18 protein-coding genes and 3 pseudogenes are annotated in these 24,447 nt (G+C 31.5%); 17 read left to right on the plus strand and 4 right to left on the minus strand.

Translation table 11 applies throughout. The features are described 5' to 3' along the window. The first annotated feature begins 258 nt into the window (after window positions 1-258). Entirely contained in the window at window positions 259-1,989 is a 1,731-nt protein-coding gene (locus tag THEBR_RS04785) for an ABC transporter ATP-binding protein (protein ID WP_012269241.1), read from the plus strand. A 206-nt stretch (window positions 1,990-2,195) separates the two neighbouring features. Here the strand turns inward: THEBR_RS04785 and THEBR_RS04790 are convergent, their stop codons facing one another. After that, window positions 2,196-3,161, minus strand: a complete 966-nt coding sequence (locus THEBR_RS04790; RefSeq protein ID WP_012269242.1) for a helix-turn-helix domain-containing protein — start codon at window positions 3,159-3,161, stop codon at window positions 2,196-2,198. Window positions 3,162-3,643: 482 nt separating this feature from the next. Between THEBR_RS04790 and THEBR_RS04795 the strand changes: the two genes are divergently transcribed. The 5 genes from THEBR_RS04795 to THEBR_RS04820 all read left to right on the plus strand — a co-directional run bounded on the left by THEBR_RS04795 (window position 3,644) and on the right by THEBR_RS04820 (window position 7,496). Beyond that, window positions 3,644-4,081 carry a hypothetical protein gene (locus THEBR_RS04795; protein ID WP_013570802.1) on the plus strand — a complete coding sequence of 146 codons (438 nt, stop codon included), beginning with the start codon at window positions 3,644-3,646 and terminating at the stop codon, window positions 4,079-4,081. A 130-nt stretch (window positions 4,082-4,211) separates the two neighbouring features. Next, window positions 4,212-5,276, plus strand: coding sequence for an ABC transporter permease family protein (locus THEBR_RS04800; RefSeq protein WP_012269244.1), 1,065 nt, complete (start codon window positions 4,212-4,214; stop codon window positions 5,274-5,276). Further along, window positions 5,260-6,387: a hypothetical protein gene (locus tag THEBR_RS04805; protein WP_012269245.1), complete on the plus strand. Its 1,128-nt coding sequence runs from the start codon at window positions 5,260-5,262 to the stop codon at window positions 6,385-6,387. The genes THEBR_RS04800 and THEBR_RS04805 overlap by 17 nt, the downstream gene beginning before the upstream one ends. 2 nt (window positions 6,388-6,389) lie before the next feature. Continuing rightward, a complete protein-coding gene (locus tag THEBR_RS04810) occupies window positions 6,390-7,067 on the plus strand; it encodes an ABC transporter ATP-binding protein (RefSeq protein WP_012269246.1) in 678 nt (225 codons plus the stop codon). 225 nt (window positions 7,068-7,292) lie between these two features. Then, on the plus strand, window positions 7,293-7,496 hold the full coding sequence (locus THEBR_RS04820) for a hypothetical protein (protein WP_009052252.1): 204 nt from the start codon (window positions 7,293-7,295) through the stop codon (window positions 7,494-7,496). A gap of 96 nt (window positions 7,497-7,592) precedes the next feature. Here the strand turns inward: THEBR_RS04820 and THEBR_RS04825 are convergent. Continuing rightward, window positions 7,593-7,781, minus strand: a pseudogene (locus THEBR_RS04825) (helix-turn-helix domain-containing protein); the annotation flags it as partial. 101 nt (window positions 7,782-7,882) lie between these two features. On the opposite strand from THEBR_RS04825, the gene THEBR_RS12220 reads away from it, so the two are divergent. The 4 genes and pseudogenes from THEBR_RS12220 to THEBR_RS12380 all read left to right on the plus strand — a co-directional run bounded on the left by THEBR_RS12220 (window position 7,883) and on the right by THEBR_RS12380 (window position 12,807). Further along, on the plus strand, window positions 7,883-8,032 hold the full coding sequence (locus THEBR_RS12220) for a hypothetical protein (RefSeq protein WP_013570803.1): 150 nt from the start codon (window positions 7,883-7,885) through the stop codon (window positions 8,030-8,032). Window positions 8,033-8,819: 787 nt separating this feature from the next. Then, the gene (locus tag THEBR_RS04830) at window positions 8,820-10,202 is read left to right on the plus strand and encodes a radical SAM/SPASM domain-containing protein (RefSeq protein WP_012269247.1); all 1,383 of its coding nucleotides are present in this window, start codon (window positions 8,820-8,822) and stop codon (window positions 10,200-10,202) included. Between the two features lie 19 nt (window positions 10,203-10,221). Further along, complete coding sequence (locus THEBR_RS04835; RefSeq protein ID WP_009052257.1) at window positions 10,222-11,955, plus strand: ABC transporter ATP-binding protein; 1,734 nt, start codon at window positions 10,222-10,224, stop codon at window positions 11,953-11,955. A 33-nt stretch (window positions 11,956-11,988) separates the two neighbouring features. After that, window positions 11,989-12,807 (plus strand): annotated as a pseudogene (locus THEBR_RS12380) (ABC transporter transmembrane domain-containing protein). Window positions 12,808-13,285: 478 nt separating this feature from the next. Here THEBR_RS12380 and THEBR_RS04850 read toward each other — a convergent pair. After that, window positions 13,286-14,642: pseudogene (locus THEBR_RS04850) on the minus strand (IS1380-like element ISTps2 family transposase). Window positions 14,643-15,412: 770 nt separating this feature from the next. On the opposite strand from THEBR_RS04850, the gene THEBR_RS04855 reads away from it, so the two are divergent. The 7 genes from THEBR_RS04855 to THEBR_RS04885 all read left to right on the plus strand — a co-directional run bounded on the left by THEBR_RS04855 (window position 15,413) and on the right by THEBR_RS04885 (window position 23,793). Next, on the plus strand, window positions 15,413-16,777 hold the full coding sequence (locus THEBR_RS04855) for a radical SAM/SPASM domain-containing protein (RefSeq protein WP_009052259.1): 1,365 nt from the start codon (window positions 15,413-15,415) through the stop codon (window positions 16,775-16,777). Between the two features lie 16 nt (window positions 16,778-16,793). Then, on the plus strand, window positions 16,794-18,401 hold the full coding sequence (locus tag THEBR_RS04860; RefSeq protein WP_009052260.1) for an ABC transporter ATP-binding protein: 1,608 nt from the start codon (window positions 16,794-16,796) through the stop codon (window positions 18,399-18,401). Next, window positions 18,398-19,996, plus strand: coding sequence for an ATP-binding cassette domain-containing protein (locus THEBR_RS04865; protein WP_009052261.1), 1,599 nt, complete (start codon window positions 18,398-18,400; stop codon window positions 19,994-19,996). The genes THEBR_RS04860 and THEBR_RS04865 overlap by 4 nt, the downstream gene beginning before the upstream one ends. Before the next feature lie 329 nt (window positions 19,997-20,325). Next, complete coding sequence (locus THEBR_RS04870) at window positions 20,326-21,018, plus strand: DUF969 domain-containing protein (protein ID WP_012269248.1); 693 nt, start codon at window positions 20,326-20,328, stop codon at window positions 21,016-21,018. Window positions 21,019-21,043: 25 nt separating this feature from the next. After that, on the plus strand, window positions 21,044-22,000 hold the full coding sequence (locus THEBR_RS04875; RefSeq protein WP_012269249.1) for a DUF979 domain-containing protein: 957 nt from the start codon (window positions 21,044-21,046) through the stop codon (window positions 21,998-22,000). A gap of 26 nt (window positions 22,001-22,026) precedes the next feature. Then, window positions 22,027-22,638: a pyroglutamyl-peptidase I gene (gene pcp / locus THEBR_RS04880; RefSeq protein WP_012268696.1), complete on the plus strand. Its 612-nt coding sequence runs from the start codon at window positions 22,027-22,029 to the stop codon at window positions 22,636-22,638. A gap of 468 nt (window positions 22,639-23,106) precedes the next feature. Further along, window positions 23,107-23,793, plus strand: coding sequence for a Crp/Fnr family transcriptional regulator (locus tag THEBR_RS04885; protein WP_012269250.1), 687 nt, complete (start codon window positions 23,107-23,109; stop codon window positions 23,791-23,793). A gap of 74 nt (window positions 23,794-23,867) precedes the next feature. Here the strand turns inward: THEBR_RS04885 and THEBR_RS04890 are convergent, their stop codons facing one another. After that, window positions 23,868-24,374 carry a type 1 glutamine amidotransferase domain-containing protein gene (locus tag THEBR_RS04890; RefSeq protein WP_012269251.1) on the minus strand — a complete coding sequence of 169 codons (507 nt, stop codon included), beginning with the start codon at window positions 24,372-24,374 and terminating at the stop codon, window positions 23,868-23,870. Between the last annotated feature and the right edge of the window lie 73 nt (window positions 24,375-24,447).

The following is a 24,447-nucleotide window of genomic DNA, read 5'->3' on the forward strand; positions in this document are numbered from 1 at the left end:
AACACATAGAATATACCAAAAAATATACCAAATGATAGAAACCGCCATATCAAGTAGACGGTTAGCTTTGCTATACCTTAAAAGAGTAAATTAACTGTAAAAAAGGATATAGCTTTTATTCTTTCAATGTAAATATGCAGTTATCAAAGTGCAAAACTTATAACAAAACACCGTTTTTTTTACATTCATGGAAATTGAATTTTTAATTTGCTTGCTACTTGCCGAATTCAAGTTTACTATTCCAAGGAGGTAATATGAATGAAGACGATAAAGAAGTATATCTTAAAGTACAAATTTTTGATTATAGTAAACGCTGTACTTGTAATTTTTGTATCAGCCCTTAAAGCCTTGCAGGCAATACTTTTTAAAACAATTGTTGATACTTCCGTTGGAAATTTAAGTTACAGCATTTCTACATTAATATGGTATTCGGTGGGGTTTTTGGTAGCTGTATTTACGGCTGAGACCTTATCAAAAGCAGCTTCTGCAGCTTTTAACAAAAAAGTGATGATAGACTACAAACAATCCATTATAGAAAGCTTTATCAATTCCAAGAGAAGAGGAAAAATTACAAGTTCTGAATTAATATCCTTGCTTAGCAATGACGTGAGAATGATAGAGAATAATTATCTCACAAGTTTGATTAGCATTATGGAGGATATTTTGCTATTTGTCGTGTCTTTATATCTATTATTGCGTATAAACGTTTATCTCACTATAATCATTTTTATTTTTGGATGGGTTCCAGTGATTATACCTCAACTTTTCACAAAGATAAATCAAGAGCTAAAAGCAGAGTACCTCAAAAAACTTGAGAGATTCACCAACAGGATAAAAGAGATGGCTCAAGGATTTGAAGTAATAAAAGCCTTCAACATAGAGGGTAAAATACTCGATATGGCATCAAAAGATAACAAAGAAGCAGAAATGGCAGGGTATAAATCTGATGCATTTCAAGGATTTCAAGGGGCATTGTCTATTGTTTCAGGATTTGCAATGTTTTTTGTGAATATTCTTCTAGCGACCTATTTAGTCATAAAAGGTTACATAACAGTAGGTTCTATGATTGCTGCTGTACAGCTTATGAACTATATAGTAAATCCTTTGATTTCCGCATCTGTATATGCAACAAAAATAAAGTCTGTTGAAAAAATAGCAGATAAGATTCAAAAAGAAATAATAGATGCCAGCAAAGAGGAAATTTCACAAGGGGATAAGCAGTTTGAATTCAAAAATTCCATAGAAATTAAAAGCTTAACCTATTCTTATGATGGAAAGAGGAATGCTCTATCAAACATAAATATCAAATTAGATAAAGGGAAAAAGTACACTCTAGTTGGAGAAAGCGGATGTGGGAAAACTACTTTACTAAAAGTCTTATTAAACCACATTACTGATTATGAGGGGCAAGTACTTATTGACGGAGTAGATATAAGGTCCTTTGACCCGGCCTCTTATTACAAAAAAGTTAGTATTATACAGCAAAAGGTTTTTATGTTTAAAGACACATTAAGGAATAATATTTGCCTGTACAGCGACTGTACGGAGGAAGAGCTAAATGAGGCATTAAGACAATCTGGTCTAGTTCAGGTTGTTGAAAAACTTCCAAATGGACTTAATACAGTAATAGGTGAAGGCGAAGTAGAATTATCCGGAGGGGAGATGCAGAGAATAGCTATTGCAAGAGCTCTTATCAAAAAAGCGGAACTATTGCTCATAGATGAGGCTACAGTAGCTTTAGACAAAGTTACAGCGAGTGATATAGAGAGGACGCTTATAAATTTAGATGCGACAGTACTTGCTGTAACCCATAAATTAGACCCGGATATACTGAAAAGGTATGATGAAATATTTGTGATGAAAGATGGAGAAATCATTGAAAGAGGTACATTAGATGAGCTATTAGAAAAGAGAGGATATTTCTATTATATGTATAATTATGGGATTGATGAAAAAGAGGAAATGGAGACCATAGAAGAAGCTGTATGAAATAATCAAGTTGAAGAGATAACTTCTCTTGTCTAAAAGAAAAAAGTCCTCCACAAAAAGGAGGGCTTTTTATCTATTGTCTGTTAAAAAATATTGTTTCACTGTTATCATAAACAGAAGTGTGAAAAGTTTTTGTAATTATAACTATATCTCCTCTTAGGATGCATGGAGATCGAAGAAAAGAAATATTTCTAAATATTCCAATTTCATTCACGACTTTTTATTACAAGCATATTGTTTTCCTTAGAAATTTCCAAATTATAAAACTTCCTGCAGGACTCCATAATCGTCTTTATAAGTTTTTCCTGACCAGTTATTTCGAGTAAATGTATAGATTTAGATAAAGAGTCTTTGTATTCTTCTCTGCCGAGATTGTACTCTGCAATTGCTTTTCTAAAATACAGAAGTCCCAGACCACTTAAAATATTATTTTTTACACAGGTTCCTATTCCAAGATTTGCATAATGTAAAGCTTCTTCGTCAAGCGAAAGAATGTGATAAGTATATGATATATTGTAATACAACCTTATTCTCGTTTCCCATTCTTCAGAAGAAAGATTATGTAAGCAGAATAAGAGGACTTCAAGGCTTTTTTCTGCACCTTCTATTTTTTTAAGGAGCAAAGCCATGTTCATTAGAATTCGAATTTCCATGTCACTGTAAACAAAATCCGCATAATTAGAAAGAGAGAAATTTGGGATAGTGATTTCCATCGCTTTTTGAAGCTTTTCCATAGCTTTTTCATAATTTTCATTGATTGTTTTTTCAAAGACAGACTCAGCAGTTAGTAAAAGTTGATTTAATAACTTAGAGTAATATAGGCTCATATCACCTTTTTCAAGCAATTTCTTTAACCTATCAATATCATCTCTCAAACTTTCAAAATCTCCGCTTTCGAGTTTCTTTTCTAGAGAGGATTTTATGTCAAAGAAGATAGAATAATCATTTAATCTGTATTTTAGGAGCAACTCATTTAAATCTTTTTTATAAAGGTGTGACAATAACTCTAGAGTTTCATGTTTGGGTATGACTTTACCGTTTTCAATTTTTCTAAGTGTATCTCTGCTGATGAAAGCTTGTTCAGCAACATCGCTTTGGGAAAGTCCCAGAGATTTGCGAATATTTTTAAGTTCTTCACCAAATGCTTCTAAATCGTAATAGAAACCATCCATTTTTTAACACCCCATGCCGATTCAAATCGGCTTGAAATTATCCTGGTTATTATCTATTATATAGTTAAAAGAAGGAAATGTAAAGGGCAGGTGAAGATGGAATGAAGAAGAAATTGCTGGTTATTTTCTTTATTGTTAATATCTTATTTACATTTTGTTTCTTGAGTTCCTTAGGAGATAGAGGGGTAGTACCATTAGGAGAAGAGGATGCAATAGACTTACATTATATAGTTTTTCATAATACAGTATAACTCCATGAAATGCGAATTTCAAAAAATTAGATGTTAATCTGTGAATCTGACAATTTTTAAAATTTTACACAATTTTGTTCAATATATACACAAAAAAGGAAGAGGACTATCAAAAGGTATAGACCAAATAAAAAATTGTGATAAATGTGTATAACTCATAATTTAAATTCGTGATTAGTTCATTAAAAGCCCCCCTGAATTTTATAATATTTCAGAAGGAGATGAATGGTGATGAACAAGAAAATAACAAGCCTGTTTGTAATTCTTTTGATAGTTACTTTTACTACTTCTGCATATGCGGCAATTACTACGATTGTATATCAGTCAGGTCCAAATCTAGTTAAGTCTACGGAGTACTATCAATACAAATACGTTGGTTACATTCAATTGACCTCAGCTTATAATGATAATGGTTGGAGTAGATTACGAGGCTATATAAGGTATTATATTCCTAATACAGATAAAGATACTGGTAGATGTTATACTGACTGGTCACTAAATGGAGAACTCGTCAGTAGAGAGATTACTTTTTATGATACCTTAAATCCGTTTGCTGAAAAAGTACGGTTTGAATATGGATTTGACTCTGTACCATATGGTAGCGGAATTTTACCATTTACTATATCTACACCAATGGTGGAAGTTTTTGAAATAAAAATTGGTAAATAAGACAAACCACTTGTTTATTACACTTGGCAGATAAGAGTGTTTTAAAAGGGGGCTTTTTATAGGGCTTTCCGGTTCGGAGAAGACAACATTGTATATGTTGTAGTTCATATAATGAGAGGAGAATTAAAAAATGAAAAACAAATTTATACTTTTCACACTGACTTTTATTTTTTCTGTAGCACTTCTCATTTTTTCTTTGTTTACATATTTCAGAGCAGATACGATTTTAAAAAATCCTTTGGGACTTAGTGAGAATTTTGTCGAGCTTCAAATTTCCCCTCCTTTTGATCCTCAACTAGCCTTAGACGTTGAAACAGCCCATAAAGTTAGAGAGGAAATGTATAAAATTGTTAAAAATAAAAATATTGTAATGGTATATTGGGACATAGAGGATGTTGGACTTGGTTTATATGACCCAATAAACTTTTACAAGTCAAACTTATTAAAAGAAGGGGATATGTTTTCTGCTGTGTCTGATAAAGACATAATCATAAAGGAAGATTCTTATTCTTATGATTACAATGTAAAAAGATTAGGTAGAAATTATATTGAAGACAATGCAGAAGGTAAAAGACTAAACATAGTAGGAGTATACGATTCAAGACATCCCCTCTATGACAAAACTCATGAATATATATACAACTATTTTAGCAAGGCTAATAATATTTTTGGATTTTATTATTTTGATTCTAATTCAAAAGAAGAGGTAGGTCAAATTGTTAGTGATATTCAAAAGATGCTGCAAAAATACGGGTATTTATATGACATTACTGATGAAGGCTTTTACAAGGGTAATCTTACAAATATTATCTCTTCAATACTGCTTTCTAAAATTTATTTGCCTCTATTTATAGCCTTTTTTTTCGTATGTGTAAACTTGTATTTTTTCTATTATATACTTTTGCATAATCAGAAAAAAGTTATGATTATACATTCAATATTTGGAGCAACAAATGTAAAGCTTTTGCTAAGGTATACAAGAGAAATATTGAAGTACTTATTTTTAAGCTCTGTGCTAGTCACAATTTTTTACAAACTATTTTTTGCCAGCAGTATTTATGATGTTTCGATTAAAACACTATCAATTGTCGTATTGGCAAATGTCTTATTGGGATATGCAATATGGTTTTTGGCGTTTTTAACTGTAGACTACAGGTTAAACCGAAAGGGTGAAGTATATGATTACGCAGTTTAAATTAGCTTTTAAAGATATTAGAAAAAACAAATGGAAAATTCTTTTATTTATTTTCCAAATGGCAATTTTTTTGTTTTTTACAATTATAATTTTAGAACAGTTTGTACAGATGAGTTACCACAGCAAAACACTAAAGATTGTAAAAAATAACAATATAATCTTTTTTAAAGATTACATAAACCAGTGGGAACGTCCTTTTATTGACAAGGAGATATATTATTTTTTTGAAAATCTTTTTGACAGGAGTGGTAATGCGTACTCCGTAATGGAAAATGCAGGTACTACAGAATTTTCACAAGAACATCCCGATGCGAAAATAGTTATAGGGGTGGGGAATTTTGATAAAATTTTTGGCATTGATAAATACAAAGATACAGAAAAACCCTCATACGTTTTTATAGGTTCTGATGTAAAAAGCATCAAGATTGGAGATGAAATTAAATTGGGAATTTTTAATAGGCAAACGTACAAGGTTGATGGAAGATTAGAAAAGGGAGAGGGTTATATAAATAAAGGCAGATACAGAAGTTTAGACGACAAAGTACTGGTTTTGACTTCATCAAGAGAAGTAGCAACATTGTACCAAACAGGAGGGTTTCTTGAGTTAATACAAAATATTCATATTACAAAATCGGAGGAAGACGAGATTGACAAAATTGTAGAAATGGCAAATAAGACTAAAAAAGTTACTTTAATTCCTGAAAAATTGGATTTAAAAAGTATAATTGAAAAGGACTATAATGAGGACTTCATGAATTTTATATTTTTTTCAAGCTTTCTTATAAACATGGGGATATTCATAATAGTTGGATTGGTTTCTTTCCTTTATGTAATGATAGAGCGCAACTTTACAGAATATGTTGTTCATCAAATATACGGGGCTACTAAAAAAGATTTATATTTGCGCATAACTATTTTTGTGGTTTTAGTTGTCATTTTGCCATTAGCTATATTTTTAGCTATACCTAATATGCTTTTATTGCCAAGCACCAAGTGGGTATGGTGGTTTGTCTTTACGTTTTATTTTATAACAATATTATTTGTATCCATTTTGTCTGTTGGGAGATTGAACAAAAAAGACTTAACAGCATTTTTAAGGAGGGATAATTAAGCATGCTCATAAAAACAGAAAATGTAAAAAAAGAATACATGAGTGGAAAGAAGAAGAATCTGGTTTTAAAGGGAGTAAACTTAGAAATAAATGCGGGAGAAAAGATTGCTATAGTAGGACCTTCAGGCTCTGGCAAAACAACACTTCTTAATATAATAGGATTATTACTTCCCGCAACAGAAGGGGAGGTTTACTTAGCTGGGAAAAGAGCATCAACTTTAAAGGAAAAAGAAAGGGCAAAACTCAGAAATAAATTTTTTGGTTATGTATTCCAGGAATTTCTTTTGGTAGAAGAAGACACGGTATTTCAAAATATAGAAATACCTCTTTTGTACTCTTTGACAAAGAAAACAAAATCGGAGAAAAGAAAAATGGTTGAAGAAGTTTTGGAAAAAGTGGGTTTGGAAGTTAAAATAAACGAAAAGGTCAGGAACTTATCAGGAGGAGAAAGGCAAAGGGTGGCAATAGCAAGAGCTATAATAAATGACCCTGAGGTAATCCTTGCAGATGAACCGACAGGTTCGTTAGATGCAGAAAACGGGGAAAAAATCATGGACATTCTGGAAAGTTTGGTAGACAAGGGTAAAACTTTATTGATTGTAACACATAATGAAGCTATTGCAAAAAGATGTGACAGGATATTCAGAATAAAGGATGGATATGTGGAGATAGAAGAGTAACACAGTTTTGGTTATTTTTAATACCCATGCCAATTCAAATCGGCTTGTAATTGTTTCCTTTACCATGTATTATATAGATAAGGAAAGGAAAAGTAAAGCTACTTTTATATTCATATTTTCGGATGTTTCTTTTTTATCAATAGATAAAAATGGTTTAAGAGAAAAAACAGTTTTATTATTTAAAGGGTATCGAAGTTAGATTCAATAAGAGGAAGATTTAAATAAATGCAAAATTTAAAGGGTAATATACAATTTTTCTTGGCAGTACCATTATTTTCAAATCTTTTTACCTCTTTAATGGCGCCTTTTTGGGTAGTATATTTTAACAGAATTAATTTGGATTTTGCACAAATTTCACTGCTCATAATTATAAATCATGTAGCGGTTACATTATTTGAAATACCAACTGGTGCTCTTGCTGATACATAATCAAACAGGAGGGACGGTTCCTTCTGTTTGATTTTTTCAGATAAAAGGAACCGTCCCCCTTGTTTGACTGTGGGAAGAAGATGCAATTGACTTGCACTCATAGAGATGGGACAAAAGATCTAAAGTTTCCTGTTTGGGTATGACTTTACCGTTTTCAAATTTTCTAAGTGTATCCCTGCTGATGAAAACTTGTTCAGTAACATCGCTTTGGGAAAGCCCCAGAGATTTGCGAATATTTTTAAGTTCTTCACCAAATGCTTCTAAATCGGAATAGAAACCATCCATTTTTTAACACCCCATGCCGATTCAAATCGGCTTGAAATTATGTTGGTTATTATCTATTATATAGTTAAAAGAAGGAAATGTAAAGAGCAGGTGAAGATGGAATGAAGAAGAAGATATTAATTATGTTCTTTGTTGTAAACATTTTATTTACATCTTGCTTTTTTAGTCCATTAGGAGAAGGGAAAGTAGTTCCACTGTGGGAAGAAGATGCAATTGACTTGCACTCCTATGACTCCATTGGGATGAAATGATGGGGTGAATCGATTTAGTTTTCTTTTTAAAGTACATAAAACGCCAGAGACAAATGCAGGTGACAGTTCCTTTTATCCGATTTCTAGATTCCAAACAAAAAGAACCGCCTTCTTTGTTTGGATTATTTGTGTTAAAGTCCAAATTTTCGGATAATTTATTTTAAAAATCCCTTTTCAAATCTTATACCACTGTATTTTACTCTCTTAGAAGCCATTTTACAAATTTAGCCTATTGTAACTTACAGTTACAAAATTAAAAATTTTCACTGGTGATATAGTTTTTTTACTTGGAATATTGACGTACATTAGTGTAACTCCAGCTTATGTGAATGATAAAAAAGAGGTGCTCCAATATCTAGTAGCAGAAGAAAGAGAACCAAGGATACATGGAGATATAAATAATCCATGGGGTGGATAGAAGCTTAGAAATTGAAAAGTATTTTTCATATCCAATGCTTACTATCGTAGAAGATACTATTATAAATAGAAAAGATGCAAAGCAAAAGTAGATTTCAGGCAGGTTGAATGCACATCTTAGAACTGTGATATAAATACAAATAAAAAGTTTTAAGATGTGCTCAGCATAAAAATTGTTTAGGGGGAGGTGTCAATGGTGAGAAAGATAAATTTCGACCCCATCGTTAATCCAGCATTTTGTGGTTTAGCGAAAATATGCGGCGTTGAAATTAAGTAAAAATTAGGTGAGATGTGTAGTTTGAAAGACTACATATCTCACCCTCCTTTTTTCCTTGATCATAATTGGATTATAAGAAGGAGCGTGTTTTCGATGTATTATGAAAAGGCTAATGTTTATATTACTAATGACAAGAAAATATTATTTGATTTGAATAAATATGATATATACGAGATTGATGATGAAACTTTCAACTTATTTGAAGAAATATATTTTGAGGTAGAAAAAGGAGTTTTATTTGATGAAAACATTAATGAAAGCACTCCTAAAAAGAAAGAAATATATGAACTGTTGTTTAGATTTCGGAATTATAACAGTAGTGGAGAAAGAGAGACTACCCAGATAAGGATCCACACGAGCAATGAGTGTAACCTTAAGTGCAAGTACTGTTATGCAAACCATGGGGACTATAACCAAGGGCAAGCTATAATGACAGAAGAAATAGCGGAAAAAGTAGCTGATTTTATAAAGTTAAATTTTCCAAAAGTTAAAGTTATAGTATTTTTTGGAGGAGAACCTTTACTTGGATTTAAAGCTATAGGAAAGATATGTGAAAAAATGGGAAAAGAAACACATTACATTGTTTACACTAATCTTACGATTTTAAATGAAGAAATAATAAAACTAATTAACGAGTATAGTATAAATGTTACAGGAAGCATAGATGGTCCAAAGGAAATACATGATCTTAATAGGGTATATAAAAGGAACGGAAGAGGAAGCTTTGATATTGTTAGGCACAATGCTAGGAAACTTATGGAGGAAACAGAATATTTCGATACGGTGGATGCCGTATATACTCTTCCAGCTCAAAAAAAGTATTCTAAACATCAGATCGCAGAGTACCTTTACAAAGAATTTAAAGTAAAATATATTGCTATTGGCGATGTGATTACAGAAGATGAAACGCTTAAAGTAGAAAAGGAAAAGGTCCAAGATATAGAAAAAGAAGTTGAATATGTGTTTGACAATATAATCGCTGATAGGTTTATTTATCTAAATGAATACTCTCTTCCATTAATATCATTTTTCTCCAAATCATATAATGATAATTTTTGTACTACAGGTATCTCAAATATTACGATAACAGCCAGCGGGGATATATGGCCATGCCAATTGTTCATTGGGAGAAATGAATATCATATGGGGAAAATAGATTTTAACGACATTACAAACTTCGATTTTAAAAAATTCAATAAGGTGTCAGATAATTTTTACAAAATAAAGAAATCTAGATTTTCAGAATGTCAGAAATGTATTGCTAGATATTGGTGTGTAAAGTGCTTGGGAGCTATACAAAAAAATAACTTAGAAGAAAATATCATAACAAGTGAGTGTATAAATATACGGAAAATAACAGAAATAGTCTTAGAAAAATTAGGATATTACATTTTAAATGGCAATTTTGAAAAACTATACGGCAACCTAAGGAAAACAACAAAAGGAATTGAGGATAAATTTTTAAATGTTGTGTGAAAAGGAGTGAAAGACCTGTATGAGAGAATTTCTATTCAAGTATAAAAAAGAGTTTGTGCTTGCAGTATTTTTCTTAGTAGCTTCTGTATTGATAAATATTTACTTTGCTTTTATTTATAAAAAACTCATAGATGTAGCAACTACACGTGATTTGGTGAAATTTTATTCTGTTGTCAAATTCGCAGTAATGTTTACCATATTGGAAGCAGTAGTTGGATGGTTAAATAGAACAACTCGATTTCATTACATGAAAAAAACTTTGATATACCTAAAAGACAGGTTATTTAGAGCAATCATTAAAAAGGATGTGGAACATTTTAATGAAGTTAATACAGGTAAGTACATTTCAATTATTTCAAATGATGTAAAGATTGTAGAAGAGGATTATTTTAACAATTTCTTTAGGCTTTTAGGCAGTGCAGTAGGATTTGTGGCTGCATTAATTTCTCTATTTATATTAAGTTACAAAATAACTGTGATGATAATACTCATGGCAATTCTTAGTGTAATAATTCCTCGCATTTTTGATGATAAGATTGCTAAAATGAGAAACGATTATTCTGAGAGCTTAGAACTTTTTACTATAGAATCTAAAGATACTCTTACAGGACTTGAAGTGATAAAGAGCTTCGGGATAGAGGATAAAGTACATGAGAAGTTTTCAAAAGTTAATGAAGATGTGGAAGATAAAAAGCTTAAATACAGCGTGCTTTTAAATACCTCTGACACCATGTCAGAAATTTTAAGTAGCTTTATTTTCCTCTCTGTATTTGCAGTAGGTTTATACTTTAATATAAAAGGAGAGATGACTTTAGGAACGATGATTGCCTGTGTACAGCTTACCAATAACATAATTATGCCAATATACAGTATGGGTCAAAATCTCAACAGGATACTCTCATTAAAGAGCATATCACAGAAGATAAATGAAGTATTACAGGAAAAGGAAGAGAGGAATGATTATATACCAGTAAAATCTTTTAACGACTCAATAGAATTTAAAAACGTATCTTTTAGCTACACAGGGGAGACAAAAGCTTTGGATAATATAAACTTTACAATCAAAAAAGGAGGAAAGTACGCATTAGTAGGGACAAGTGGAGCAGGGAAATCCACAATACTCAAGTTATTGTTAAAACAATATGAAAACTATGAAGGAGAAATAAAATTAGATGGGATAGAATTAAGAAGAATAGACAAGAAAGACTTATTCAAGATAATAACCCTATTACATCAGAATGTATTCATATTTGACGGGACAGTAAAAGACAACATAACCCTATTTAATGACAGATACACGGATGAAGAAGTAGTAAGAGCGGCGAAGATAGCAGGATTAGGGCCGTTATTAGAGAAATTGCCAGAGGGGATATTAAGTGATGTAGGAGAAGGGGGAAAACTTTTATCGGGAGGGGAGAGGCAGAGGATAGCGATAGCTAGGTCAATAATAACAAATGCGTCAATACTGGCACTGGATGAAGCGACAGCGGCGTTAGACAATGAGACGGCGTATATGATAGAGAAGACGATACTAGATATGGACATAACAGCGATAGTTGTAACACACAGGTTGTGGAGTGAGCTACTCAAAAGGTATGACGAGATAATAGTATTAAGGGATGGAAGGATTGTGGAGAAAGGAAGGTTTGATGATTTAATGAAGATGAAAGGGTATTTTTACAGTTTGTTTAATATAGAGAAGCTGGATAAAGTAGAGGAGCGTATAGAAGAAGAGGGAATATATGTGGTGTAAGGTAAAGTGTTTTATAGAGGAGGATGAGCCAAAGTGAAGGCATTTTTGTTAAAATATAAAAAAGAATTTGTAATTGTAGTATTTTTTGCAATTCTTGCTGCTCTGATGAATGTTTTTGTAGCATTTATCTTAAAAATGTTTTTTGATGTAGCTACAATAGGCAGATTAGAGAATTTTTATACTGCCGTTGAAATAGCATTGGTTTTTGTGATTTTCAACAGCCTTGTACTCTGGTTGGCTCAAATATCTAAATTCGACTATATCAAAAAGAGCTTAATACATTTAAAAAATGTACTCTTTGAGAAAATTATAGGAAAAGATTTAAATCAATTTGATGAAGTAAATACCGGTAAATATATTTCAATTGTTTCCAACGATATAAACATGATAGAAGAAAATTATTTCAACAACTTTTTTGAACTGGTAAGCAGTGGAGTGGGATTTTTAGCAGCACTAATTGTTTTATTCATACTTAGTTATAAAATTACCTTTATAATAATTGGTTTGACAGTTTTAAGCATGTTAATACCGAGAGTTCTGGATAGAAAGATAAGCGATTTAAGATGAATTTTCTCACACAGTTTAGAAGAATATACGAGTATGGCAAAAGATATCCTCGCGGGGTTTGAGGTAATAAAAAGCTTTGGCATAGAAGGAAAGGCAAAAGAGAATTTTGAAAATGTAAATGAAGAAGTAGAGAAAAATAAGCTCAAATTCAATTTAGTACTGAATATGGCAGATGTAATTGGGTATTTTTTAGCTTTGGGTTTAATGTTAGTAGTGTTTAGATTAGGTATGTGGGAAGAAGATGCAATAGAACTACACTCCTATAATTCCATTGGGATGAAGTAATGAGTGAATCGATTTAGTTTCCTCTTTAAAGTACATCAAACGCCGGGGATGGTTCCTTTTGTCCGATTTTTAGGTTTCAAACAAAGAGAACCGTCCCCTTTGTTTGGATGATTTATGTTAAAATCCAAATTTTCAGATAATTTATTTTAAAAATCCCTTTTTAAATCCTGTACCACTGTATTTCACTGTTTTTGAAGCCATTTTACAAATTTAACCTGTTGTAACTTACAGTTACAAAATTAAACTTGAATTCGGCAAGTAGCAAGCAAATTAAAAATTCAATTTCCATGAATGTAAAAAAAACGGTGTTTTGTTATAAGTTTTGCACTTTGATAACTGCATATTTACATTGAAAGAATAAAAGCTATATCCTTTTTTACAGTTAATTTACTCTTTTAAGGTATAGCAAAGCTAACCGTCTACTTGATATGGCGGTTTCTATCATTTGGTATATTTTTTGGTATATTCTATGTGTTTACTATGTTAAGCAAAATACCATTAGTGCTTTTCGTATATACGTTATCACAGTTTTAAGAAACGGATTATTAGGATAACGTATATGCCTATAACGTCCTTTCCCAACAAGATTACCAGGTACATTATATAATATTCGCCTTATTGTGGTTATCTCATGATGACTCATAAACTCTGGCAAGATAGTCCTTTTGAACCAATTATGGAGATTGTAAGCGATCATTTTGATAAGCAAAAATATTTCGTTGCAAAATTTGTTTCTTTGACTGTTTTTTTGAAAAAGCAAATCCTTCTTTTAGTTCATCTATTTTGTTTTCAATGTCGCAGCGTTGGTTGTATTCATGAAATATTTCTTCAGGTGTCATGTACTCAATATTTGTTACTATAGCTTGATATTCATATTTGAATTCGTCTATATCCATACAAATCTGCCCTGTTTTGGGCTGTGGCAGTTTTTTGCGTATAATCACAATTCTGCGTACTTTATCCCATTTAGGCATTTTTGCATATATTTCATTTACACTAAAGGTTTTATCTATTTCAGTCCAAGGATAAAGGTGTTCTCTTTGATTGACATAGTCTATAAAGCATCTGATCCATGCCTGATTTTTAGCTTTCATTACATATTCATAACCTTTAGATTCAAAATACAGCATATTATCGTAGTCAAATGCTCCACGGTCAACGCGTACTCGCTTAATTATCCAATTTTCAGGAAGCTGTTCTTCGCAAGATTTTACAAAATCTAAGAAACCATGATTTGTGTGATGTTTACCTTCTTCAAGAGTAACATTAACAAGTTCATCAGTATTAGCAATAATGCCGATTTTCTCTTTGAAAGATGGTCGACCATGGTACCTTGGATTATAACCTACTGAAGCACCTTCCTGCTCTCCAAATATAGTACAAACTGTATCATCAAAATTCATAATGACTTCACGTTTCGTTCCTTTAGATTGCAAGGAAAGCAAAGTCTTGTTAATAAGTCTTAATTCTTCAAGAGAACTTTCAGGCAAAGCTTTAATTAAGTCTCTGCATACTTTTTCGCTGGGAACTTTATGCCCTTTAATTTCTGTGTATGCATTATCATATCTTAGTTGGTCCATGTGAAGAAAGCGGGTATTCCCTTGAATTACAGAATCAATCATAAAGTCAATAATCTCGGCTGGTTGAAAAACAGCATTTGGTGCTTTTTTAAAGGATAATATGCTTGAAAGAATTTTATTAAAGCCGATTTTTTCTTTAAATGCTTGGATATAGGTGAAAGTTACATTGTTTGATACTGTAAAATTATCAAAAGTTGCTGGCAAAATATATTTTGAAAACCCCTTTTCTTTTGTAAGATTAAGTGTTAAACTCATATTATGGAGATTCTCCTTTCTGTTAATGTTTTTGTTTGACACTTAAATTTTATCAGAAAAAGGGGAATCTCCATATATTTTTTGTAAAAAATTTTTCACTTAATTTAGCCCTCAAATGGCTCTATTTGGGCATTTCGTAAATTCACTTGCCGAATCCAAGTTTAAATTTAAATAATTAGGGTATATTCAAAAGTAGCTAAAAAGGTAGGTTTTCTTCTTTCTTAAAAATATTTCTATGTTGTATATAAAAGAATAATTCGACAAATATGAGGGGAAATTCTACATAAAAGATAAAGAATTCAAGAGTGATAGGAAAAAGTATGTCTCCAGAATCGCTTAAATGAAGGCTTTTGAATTTTGCACAAGTCTATTTCAAAAAGCAAGGAGGTGAAAAATAAATGAAGGTACTTTCACCAGCAAAGTTAGAACAAAATGGATTAAAGGTAATTCCACCACTTTGTGGACCTTGTTCCCATTTGGGTGGATGTAGAAGTATTGAGATATACTAAAATAAAAGATACAAACTATTCTTGAATAAAAAATGCTGTGCTCATAAGAGAGTAACCAATATGTGCCTTATGAGCACAGCAAGGATTTCTTTTTTGTGGGTTTTGGTTTTGATAATTACTGCTTTTGACACGAAGCAAGAAGCTTTCTCTTTTCTCAAATCCTTCTCTATAATCTTTTCCCTACCAAGTATTGTAAGGTTTAATATACCTCAAAATTAGAGGTTTATCTGACATAATTTATAGACTTTAGGGGTGTGAAAAATGAAATTTACAAAATTTTACTCTTTTTTAGATGTAAACCAACATCATTATTTGTTAAATACCATAAATTCTGCGTTGATAGAGCTGGATGATGAACACTACGAGAAACTTAAAAAAGCTTTTTATCTAAATAATCCAGATGTCATTGAAACCGATGAAAAAAATGTACTAGCAGACAATGGTTTTTTAATTGAAGACACAATAGATGAGTACTTGAGTATTCGAAACAAGTATCTTTTCTCTAAGTATAACGTTTCTTATAATTTGAAGTTAGATATTGCTGTTACTAATAAATGTAATTTTTCTTGTGTATATTGTTACGAAAATTTTTCTGATAGTAAGATGTCATTTGAACTTAATGATGAAATAAAAAGCAAATTCTGTAATAATTTGAGAAAATATTTAAATCATATGATAATGAATTATAAAGTAAAATCGCTTCAAGTAACTTGGTATGGTGGTGAACCTTCACTTGAATGGTCCTTAATCTTTACATTAAATAATGAGTTTATAAAATTAGGAAATGAACATCATATACGATATAAAAATGTGATTGTTACTAACGGTTTTTTAATTGACGAAAGTATAGCTACTAAATTATCGCAACAAAACACAGAATATGTACAAATAACTGTTGATGGACCCGAAATAATTCATGATAAGAGAAGATATCTTGCTAATAAAAAAGGGACCTATTCAAAGATTTTAGATGGGATATACAATCTTCTGAAAAACGGAGTAAATACAGTTGTAAGAGTAAATATTGATAAAGGTAATATAGATTATATTGAGATATTAATAGAGGAATTATATAGTAGATTTCAAACGTTTGTAGGAAAAGGTTTGCTTTCACTTGATTTAGCAAGAGTATTTGGGCATCGAGATTCTTTTTCACTTTCGGAGTTTTATAGCAAACGTAAAATTATTATGAAAAAAGCAGTAAAATTAGGATTTATTAACCCATCACTTGAAAGTGGTGGTGTAAGAGCATATTGTAATGCAGAAACTGATGTACTTAGTAATCTTACTATTGATGTTTTTGGGAATATATACAAATGTTGGAATTATGTTTTTGTCAAGGATTCTAGCTATTGTACTTTAGATGAGCTTATTGAAAATAATTTTGAAATATTACCTCAAAACAAAAATAGATTGGATTACGTGGAAAAAGTGTCACTTCTAAATGCTAACAATGGGCAATGCTTAAAATGTAAATATATTACATACTGTGCTGGTCTATGTCCAGATGTGAGAAAAAAAATAGCAAACGGAGAAGAAGAAAATATTTATAAAAATGAAAAATGCAAATCAATAGTAGAAGATTTAATAAAAGAGCAGATTAAATTAATTTATAATACAGACTAAATAAAGGGGTTTTATTATGGAAGCAATAAAAAAGTTTAAAGTTTTGTGGGAGATAATTCCTAAAAAAGATAAAATTTATTATATTGCTTACACCATAATTTCAATAATTCATTCATTATTGTTTGTTCTTTTGCCTTTCTTGTATAGAGATATTATAAACGCAGTTACTACAAGAGTTTATCCTGAAGAAAAAGTGTTTTTTTACATCGCTCTCACGATACTTGGGTATGCATCAATAAGATTGTGGAGTTTGATGAATGTATACATAAAAGAAAAAATGACTAAAAATCTTTTAGATAAGCTTTTTTCCTCTATACTTAAGATGGATTTAAAATTTTTTATAAGAAAAGATGCAGGTTACTGGGCGAGTATATTTTCAAATGATGTGAGATTTGCCTCACAGCTTTACAGCGATTTTCTTTACACTCTTCCGGCAGAATTTATCGTGTTTATTGCTATACTGGCAATTTTATTTGTCTACTGCAAACCGCTTTTAATTATAGTTACTGTTATTCTTTTTGCAGTAACCCTTATAAGTTTATTGAGAGAAAAATATGTAATTCCTCATTATGACAGAGCGCAAGAGAATTTAAGGATAACAAGTGACCATATAAATGCGTACTTAAAGGGGATAGAGGACCTCATACACTACAGAGGGGAGTCTTTTTTGAAGAAGAAATTTTTAGAGGATTTCAGCTCTTATATTGACAATATCAAAAACTATCTCTTAAGAGATTTTCTAAATGGATATTCTATAAACCTTTTTAATGAATTTGGGAAACTTGCAGCTATAGGTATGTCTTTACTGTTTTTTGTAAGGGGAGACTTTAGTTTTGGCACAGCAGTAATGCTAATAACGTTTTCTACAATGTCTTATGATAAAGCTAATTATATTGTTGAAAACTTGAAATGGCTTCAGAATTTTCCACCTCATATAGAAAAAATACAAGAGGCAATTGAATTACCGGAAGTAGAGATGGAAGATAAAGGCACAGGTAATTTTGAAGAATTGATTTTAAATAATGTTAGTTTTAGCTATGATGGAAAGCTTGTTTTAAAAAACTTTAGTATGCAGGTGAAAAAAGGTGAGATAGTTGCTTTAATTGGCAGGAGCGGGATAGGAAAATCGACTGTTTTAAAGATTATAACGGGATTTTTAAAACCTCAAAAGGGAGAAGTGATTTTTTTACAGGGGAAGCCTAAAATAGGCATGTTATTTCAAGGAGGGCGATTATTTAACCGCACTCTTAGAGAAAACTTGCTTATAGCAAAACCAAATGCCTCTGAAGAAGAATTGGTAGAAGCCTTGAAAAAGGCAGGACTGTTGGAGTGGTTTGAGAAACTGCCAAAAGGGTTTGATACACAAATAGGACAGACAGGAAAGCTTATTTCAGGAGGAGAACGGTCGAGATTGTCACTAGCAAGGACGATTTTGTTTGATCCGGAAATTCTTTTACTTGATGAGCCTTTGGTAGGTGTAGACCAAGATAGAAAAGAAGAAATACTTGATACACTAAAAGAACTGCTAAAAGGCAAAACCTGCATTTTAGTTACTCATGATAAGAGTTTATTGAGAATTGCTGACAGGACAATATATATAATGGAAGAGGAAGATGCAGTATGACTAATATAAAATGGGTGTTTCGTTCAATAAATAAAACTCTTTTGATAAGCTTTTTTGCTGTTTTTTCCGTATATTTGCTATCTGAAACAGGACTTTTAATATTGCCATTACTTTATGGGCAGATTTTAAATACAGTTGAAAGCACAAGGATTTTTCCATTACATCTTTTTATGATGCTCTTAGGCTTTACTGTTTTGCTTCTGACACTTAGGTCTTATACAAGTTTTATAAACAGCAGGCAGCAGGCTAAAATTCACGAAAACCTCTGTTTAGTTGCAATCAAAAAAATATTTAATCTTCCTCCTTCCAAAGTTGCGGAAAAAGGGTCAAAATATTATACAGACACGGTTTTGGAAAGGACGAGAGAGGTTTCTACTCTTTTTGACATTAAAGCTATGACAGGAATTATTAATCTCATAAAGCTTTTTGTAATAACAGTAATAATATTTTTTATAGATAAAATTGTGGGAGTTGTCTCAGTTGTCCTTATCCTCATATCTATCTGCATCTATAAATATGGAAATGAATATTTTATGAAACACAATAAAGAATTGATAGAGAAGAAAATGGAGTATCTGAGCAACGTAGAAGACACTATAAAAAACAAAGAGGAGATACATGTATTGAATGCTTTTTCCTATGAGTTAAAAAGAAATGATATTTTTACAGAAGAATTAAGGAAAATGGCGTCTAAAATTTTTGCTAGAGATTTTATTCACTTTTTTATAGAGCTTGATTTTGTAAGGATTTTTTATGAACTATTGGTCTTTACATGGGGCCTTTATCAGGTGTACATTGGAAGCTATCAAATAGGTGCAGGAATAGTGCTTATTGGGTACAGTACAATGATTACAGGGCCAATCGTATATTTAAATTCAATTCTTTTAAATATAAAAAACAGCCTAAATGCAGTTGATATTCTAAAGGAATTAGAGGTAAAAGAAGAAGGGGTAATTGTACCTGAAGGAGAAATTGAAGAAATCATTTTTGACAAAGTTAACTATACAGTAAATGGTAGAGATATTTTTAAAGATTTTTCTTTTAGTATTAAAAAAGGTGAAAGGATTGCCATTTTAGGACCTTCTGGTAAAGGGAAAAGCACGCTTGTTACACTTATTTTAAAAGACATCAAGCCTACATCAGGTAAGATACTCATAAATGGGAAGGACATAAACTTTATTTCTAAGGACTGGCTCTATCAGCAGATTGCAGTGCTTTCTCAGAATTCTACTTTGTTTCCGGCAACAATTGAAGAAAATATAAAATTAGGGGAGGACTTTTACAGGAGGGAGGAGTTAGAGGGGATTTTAAGAATAGTGAAACTTCCTTTTGATTTGGATTATACAATTGAAGAAAATGTTTCAAATGTTTCTCAAGGTGAAAAAGAGAGAATTTTACTGGCAAGGCTTATAGCTCACGACAAAAACTTTATTATTCTTGATGAACCTCTTGAGGGAGTGGACATTGAGACTAAAAAAGAAATCATAAGCTTTTTAAAGGAGTATCTTAAAGATAGGACAGCTTTAGTGATAACACATAGAGATGAAATTGCACAAAACCTATGTGAGAGGGAAGTAAGGATAGATGAGAGATAATAGCAATTTTTTTATTGTCTAAACCTTATAAAAAATGGCATTCACAAGGTCGGGGGTTCAAGTACCCTTGGCTCCACCAAAAAAGTACTGAAAAATGGGAGCACTTAGGGTTCATTTGCCTAAGTGCTTTTCTTTTTTACTACAAAATTGTTGTAATGGCCTAAAAAGATATAAAAGTTTATGCATAAGTGTCATGGTAAAAATAGGATTTGCAGGATTTATAAATAATTATGACTAAAAATTTATAAAATTGTAGCCGTGGCCACAGTTTTATTTATGTATTGTGATATAATTACAAAAAATAAATCCATTTTAAAGGGGGATAGTTTATGATTAAGTTAATTGGTATTTTAATCATTATTGTGGGATTTGTCTTGAAGCTCGATACTTTAGCAGTGGTTTTAATTGCTGGTATTGTGACTGGCCTGGTGGCAGGGGTACCTTTTCATAAAATTGTAGAAATTTTAGGAAAAGCTTTTGTAGACAATAGATATATGTCTATATTTATTATCTCATTGCCTGTAATTGGAATACTTGAAAGGTATGGTCTCCGTGAAAGGGCTGCATATGTAATAGGAAAGATAAAAGCAGCTACAGTGGGAAAAGTAACTTCTTTATATTTAGCACTTAGGACATTGGCAGCGATGTTCGGCTTAAGGCTTGGCGGACATGTACAATTTATACGACCTTTGATATTACCTATGGCAGAAGGGGCAGCAATGAATAGATATGGCGAAATAAAAAGCGAAGACCATGAAACAATTAAGGGGTTAGAAGCTGCAGTAGAAAACTATGGTAATTTCTTTGGGCAGAATGCTTTTGTTGCAGCAGGAGGTGTTTTGTTAATTGTTGGTGTATTAAAAGAATTAAACTATACCGTAGAAGCTTTAGATATCGCAAAAGCGTCAATACCTATCGCGTTAATAATAATGGTAGTTGGTACTTTGCAGTTTTTCTATTATGACAGAAAATTTGACCAAAAGTATAGGATAAGAACGAGGTCCAAAAAAGAAAATAGGTAAAATGCTTAGGAAGGAGGAGTATTGAATGCTTAAGGATTCTTTAACTGAAATCCTATACATTATGATGGGCATAGTTTCTTTTTACTCAGCGTATGCTACACTAAAAGAAAAAAATCATCCTTCAAAAATCCCTACTGCTTTATTTTGGGGGTTATTAGGAATAATTTTTACATTTAGTCGAATAGGCTTATTGTGGGGTAATAAAAACATTTATATACCTGATATATATACAGGATACATGGTTATTGTATTGACTCTATTATCTGCATTTCGATTAGTCAAAATTGGAAAATTTGACGAATCAACCTCAGAATTTAAAGAACAAATGTCACAAAAAATTGGCAATCTAATTTTTGTTCCAGCTTTGGCTCTTGGCATAGTTACATTTATTGTTGCTCAAGTATGGACAAAACAACTTGGTTCTCTTGTTGCATTTTGGATATCAACTGTAGTTGCAGCAATTTTAGCATTGGTGATTACAAAAGGGAAAGTTAAAGAAATGGCTGATGATGGTAGAAGATTGCTTGAAGTAGTAGGACCTATAAGCATTTTACCGCAACTTCTTGCTGCTTTAGGAGCTGTTTTTACAGTTGCAGGTGTAGGTGAAGTAATAGCAAGTGGGATAAAGACAATTATTCCTCAGGGTAATATACTTTTAGGGGTAATTGCTTATTGCTTAGGAATGGCTTTATTTACCATGATAATGGGCAATGCTTTTGCAGCATTTGCGGTTATTACAGCAGGAATTGGAATTCCTTTTGTAATAGCTCAAGGAGGGAATCCGGTGATAGTAGCGGCTTTAGGTATGACAGCAGGATATTGTGGAACTTTAATGACACCAATGGCGGCGAATTTTAATATAGTTCCGACTGCAATATTGGAAATGGAAGATAAGAAATATGGAGTTATAAAATATCAAGTTCCTGTAGCTATTGCCATGCTCATTATTCACATAGTACTAATGTATTTTTGGGCATTTTAATATTTTTATGAAAGGGTGATATGATAATGAAAATACTAGTAACAGCTTTTGATCCTTTTGGGGGGGAAAATATTAACCCTTCTTATGAAGTATTAAAAAACTTGAAAGATAATATAGAAGGTGCGGAGATAATTAAGATTCAGGTTCCTACTGTTTTTTATCTTTCTGTTGAGAAAGTAATAGAAAAAATAAAGGAAGTTAAGCCGGATGCAGTTCTAAGTATTGGACAGGCTGGCGGGCGATATGATATAACTGTTGAAAGAATAGCGATTAATATTGATGATGCTAGAATTCCAGATAATATAGGGCAACAACCAATTGATACCCCGATTGACCCTGAAGGTGCTCCAGCTTATTTTGCTACTATTCCCATAAAAGAGATAGTAGAAGAGATAAAAAAAGAAAATATACCGGCATCAATTTCTAATACAGCAGGTACGTTTGTGTGCAATCATTTAATGTATGGAATTCTCAATTATGTTCACAAAAACGGATTAAATATTAAAGCAGGCTTTATTCACATACCTTATTTGCCAGTGCAAGTTTTGAATAAGCCTTATACTCCTTCCATGTCTTTAGGGGATATGGTTAAAGCTATAGAAACTGCTATAAAAGTAATTGCAAAAAAAAGTAGATAGCAGTTATTTAGGAGAAACAAAAAAATTATTTGTATATGGGGAGAGATTATTACTTTCTATGATGATGGCAGCGTTTTGCCAAGTATTGATGAATTAGAGTTGTATTTTGGAGATAATCATGAAATTATGTATCTGAGAGAAAAAAGATAAGTGTTTTATGAGGATGGCAAGAAAGAATATGTAGATATTTATGTATATAAAAAGGACATAAAAAACGAGCCTCATATTTATATTGCAACGTGTGATTGGAGGGTATTTTTACTAAATAGATGAAACTATTTTAGGCATGGGGATTTTATGCTCCATGCTTTTTTGATATAAAAGATCAAAATATAGAAATATAATTTTGAAAATAGTATAATAAATTTTAAGGTTGACTTTTTTAATTAAACATATTGTAAAAATAGTAAAATTGTTGGTGCAATTTTTATTGTTTCAAACAGGAGAGAAGTGGGGAGCTGAAAGGGGATGACTATAAGTTCGGTATATAATGAAATGTTTGATATAAATCGACAGAAAGATATGAGAAAATTTTTCCTTAATATAGCTATACAGGGATATAAAAAGAGTTTTTTGAAAAATGAAACTATAACAATTAATTATAACAAACCATATATTGCCATAATAACGAAAGGGTTGATAAAGCAATTTATTTCAAATAAAAATGGAAAGATAAAAGTCCTTTATTTGTTGCAACCAGGGGAAATATTTGGAGAATTTTCCTATTTAGGAGGAGGATTTGATTTAATTGAAGGTCAAGCTATAAAAGATAGTGAAATATCTATTATTTTTGAAGATAAATTAAGTTCTATTCTGGAAACAAATCCTGATATGTATAAATATATTGCTCATAGCATGAGCAGAAAATTTAGAATTGTTACTATGCAGATGAGCGATTTAATTTTCAAAGATTCAATGGGAAGACTGTGCGATTTTCTAATTAGATTATTCTATCAACAAGGCAAGAAGATAAAAAAAGGTTATATAATAGATATTCCTTTAACCCATGAGAATATTGCCAATTTAATAGGATGTGATAGAGTAACGGTTACAAAAGGACTAAATAAGTTAAAAAAAGAAGGTTTAATTGAGATAGATGGAAAAAAGATTATAATAAAAGACCTTCGCTACCTTGAAAATTATGTGGATTCATAACATTTAAGCATGATATAATAAATAACAACCCCGCCTTTTAAGTGGCGGGGTTAGTAATTTGTGAAACATATAGTTTACTTAACCTTTTCAATTATGGCTTTTACAAAAGCCACCAAATCATTTGGAGTTCTGGAGGTTATTAAATTTCCATCTACAACTACTTCTTCATCTACATACTGGGCTCCTGCATTTATTAAGTCATCTTTTATTGAGAAAAAGCTTGTCACTCTTTTTCCTTTTAAATTGCAAGCGGAAGCCATAATCCAGGGGCCATGGCAAATAGCCGCTATTGGTTTTTGTAGTTTGTCCATTTCTTTGACAAAATTAATAGTGTCATTACATCTTCTCATGTAATCAGGTGAATAACCCCCAGGGATTATTACTGCATCATAATCTTCTGCTTTTATATCTTTTGAAGCATGGGTGCTTTTCATTGGATATCCATGTTTTCCTGTGTATACTTTGTCTTTTTCTGGACCTATTAAATGTACTTCATATCCTTCTTCTTTAAGTCTATAGTATGGATATAGTAGTTCTGGCTCTTCATACATATTCTCAATTAATATGGCAAATTTTTTCATAAGAATTCACCTCTCTAGGATTTTTATGATTAATATTATTGTAACTTTTATGGCAACTTATGTCAAGAAATTA

The organism is Thermoanaerobacter brockii subsp. finnii Ako-1 (assembly GCF_000175295.2).
Classification (GTDB): Bacteria; Bacillota; Thermoanaerobacteria; order Thermoanaerobacterales; family Thermoanaerobacteraceae; genus Thermoanaerobacter; species Thermoanaerobacter pseudethanolicus.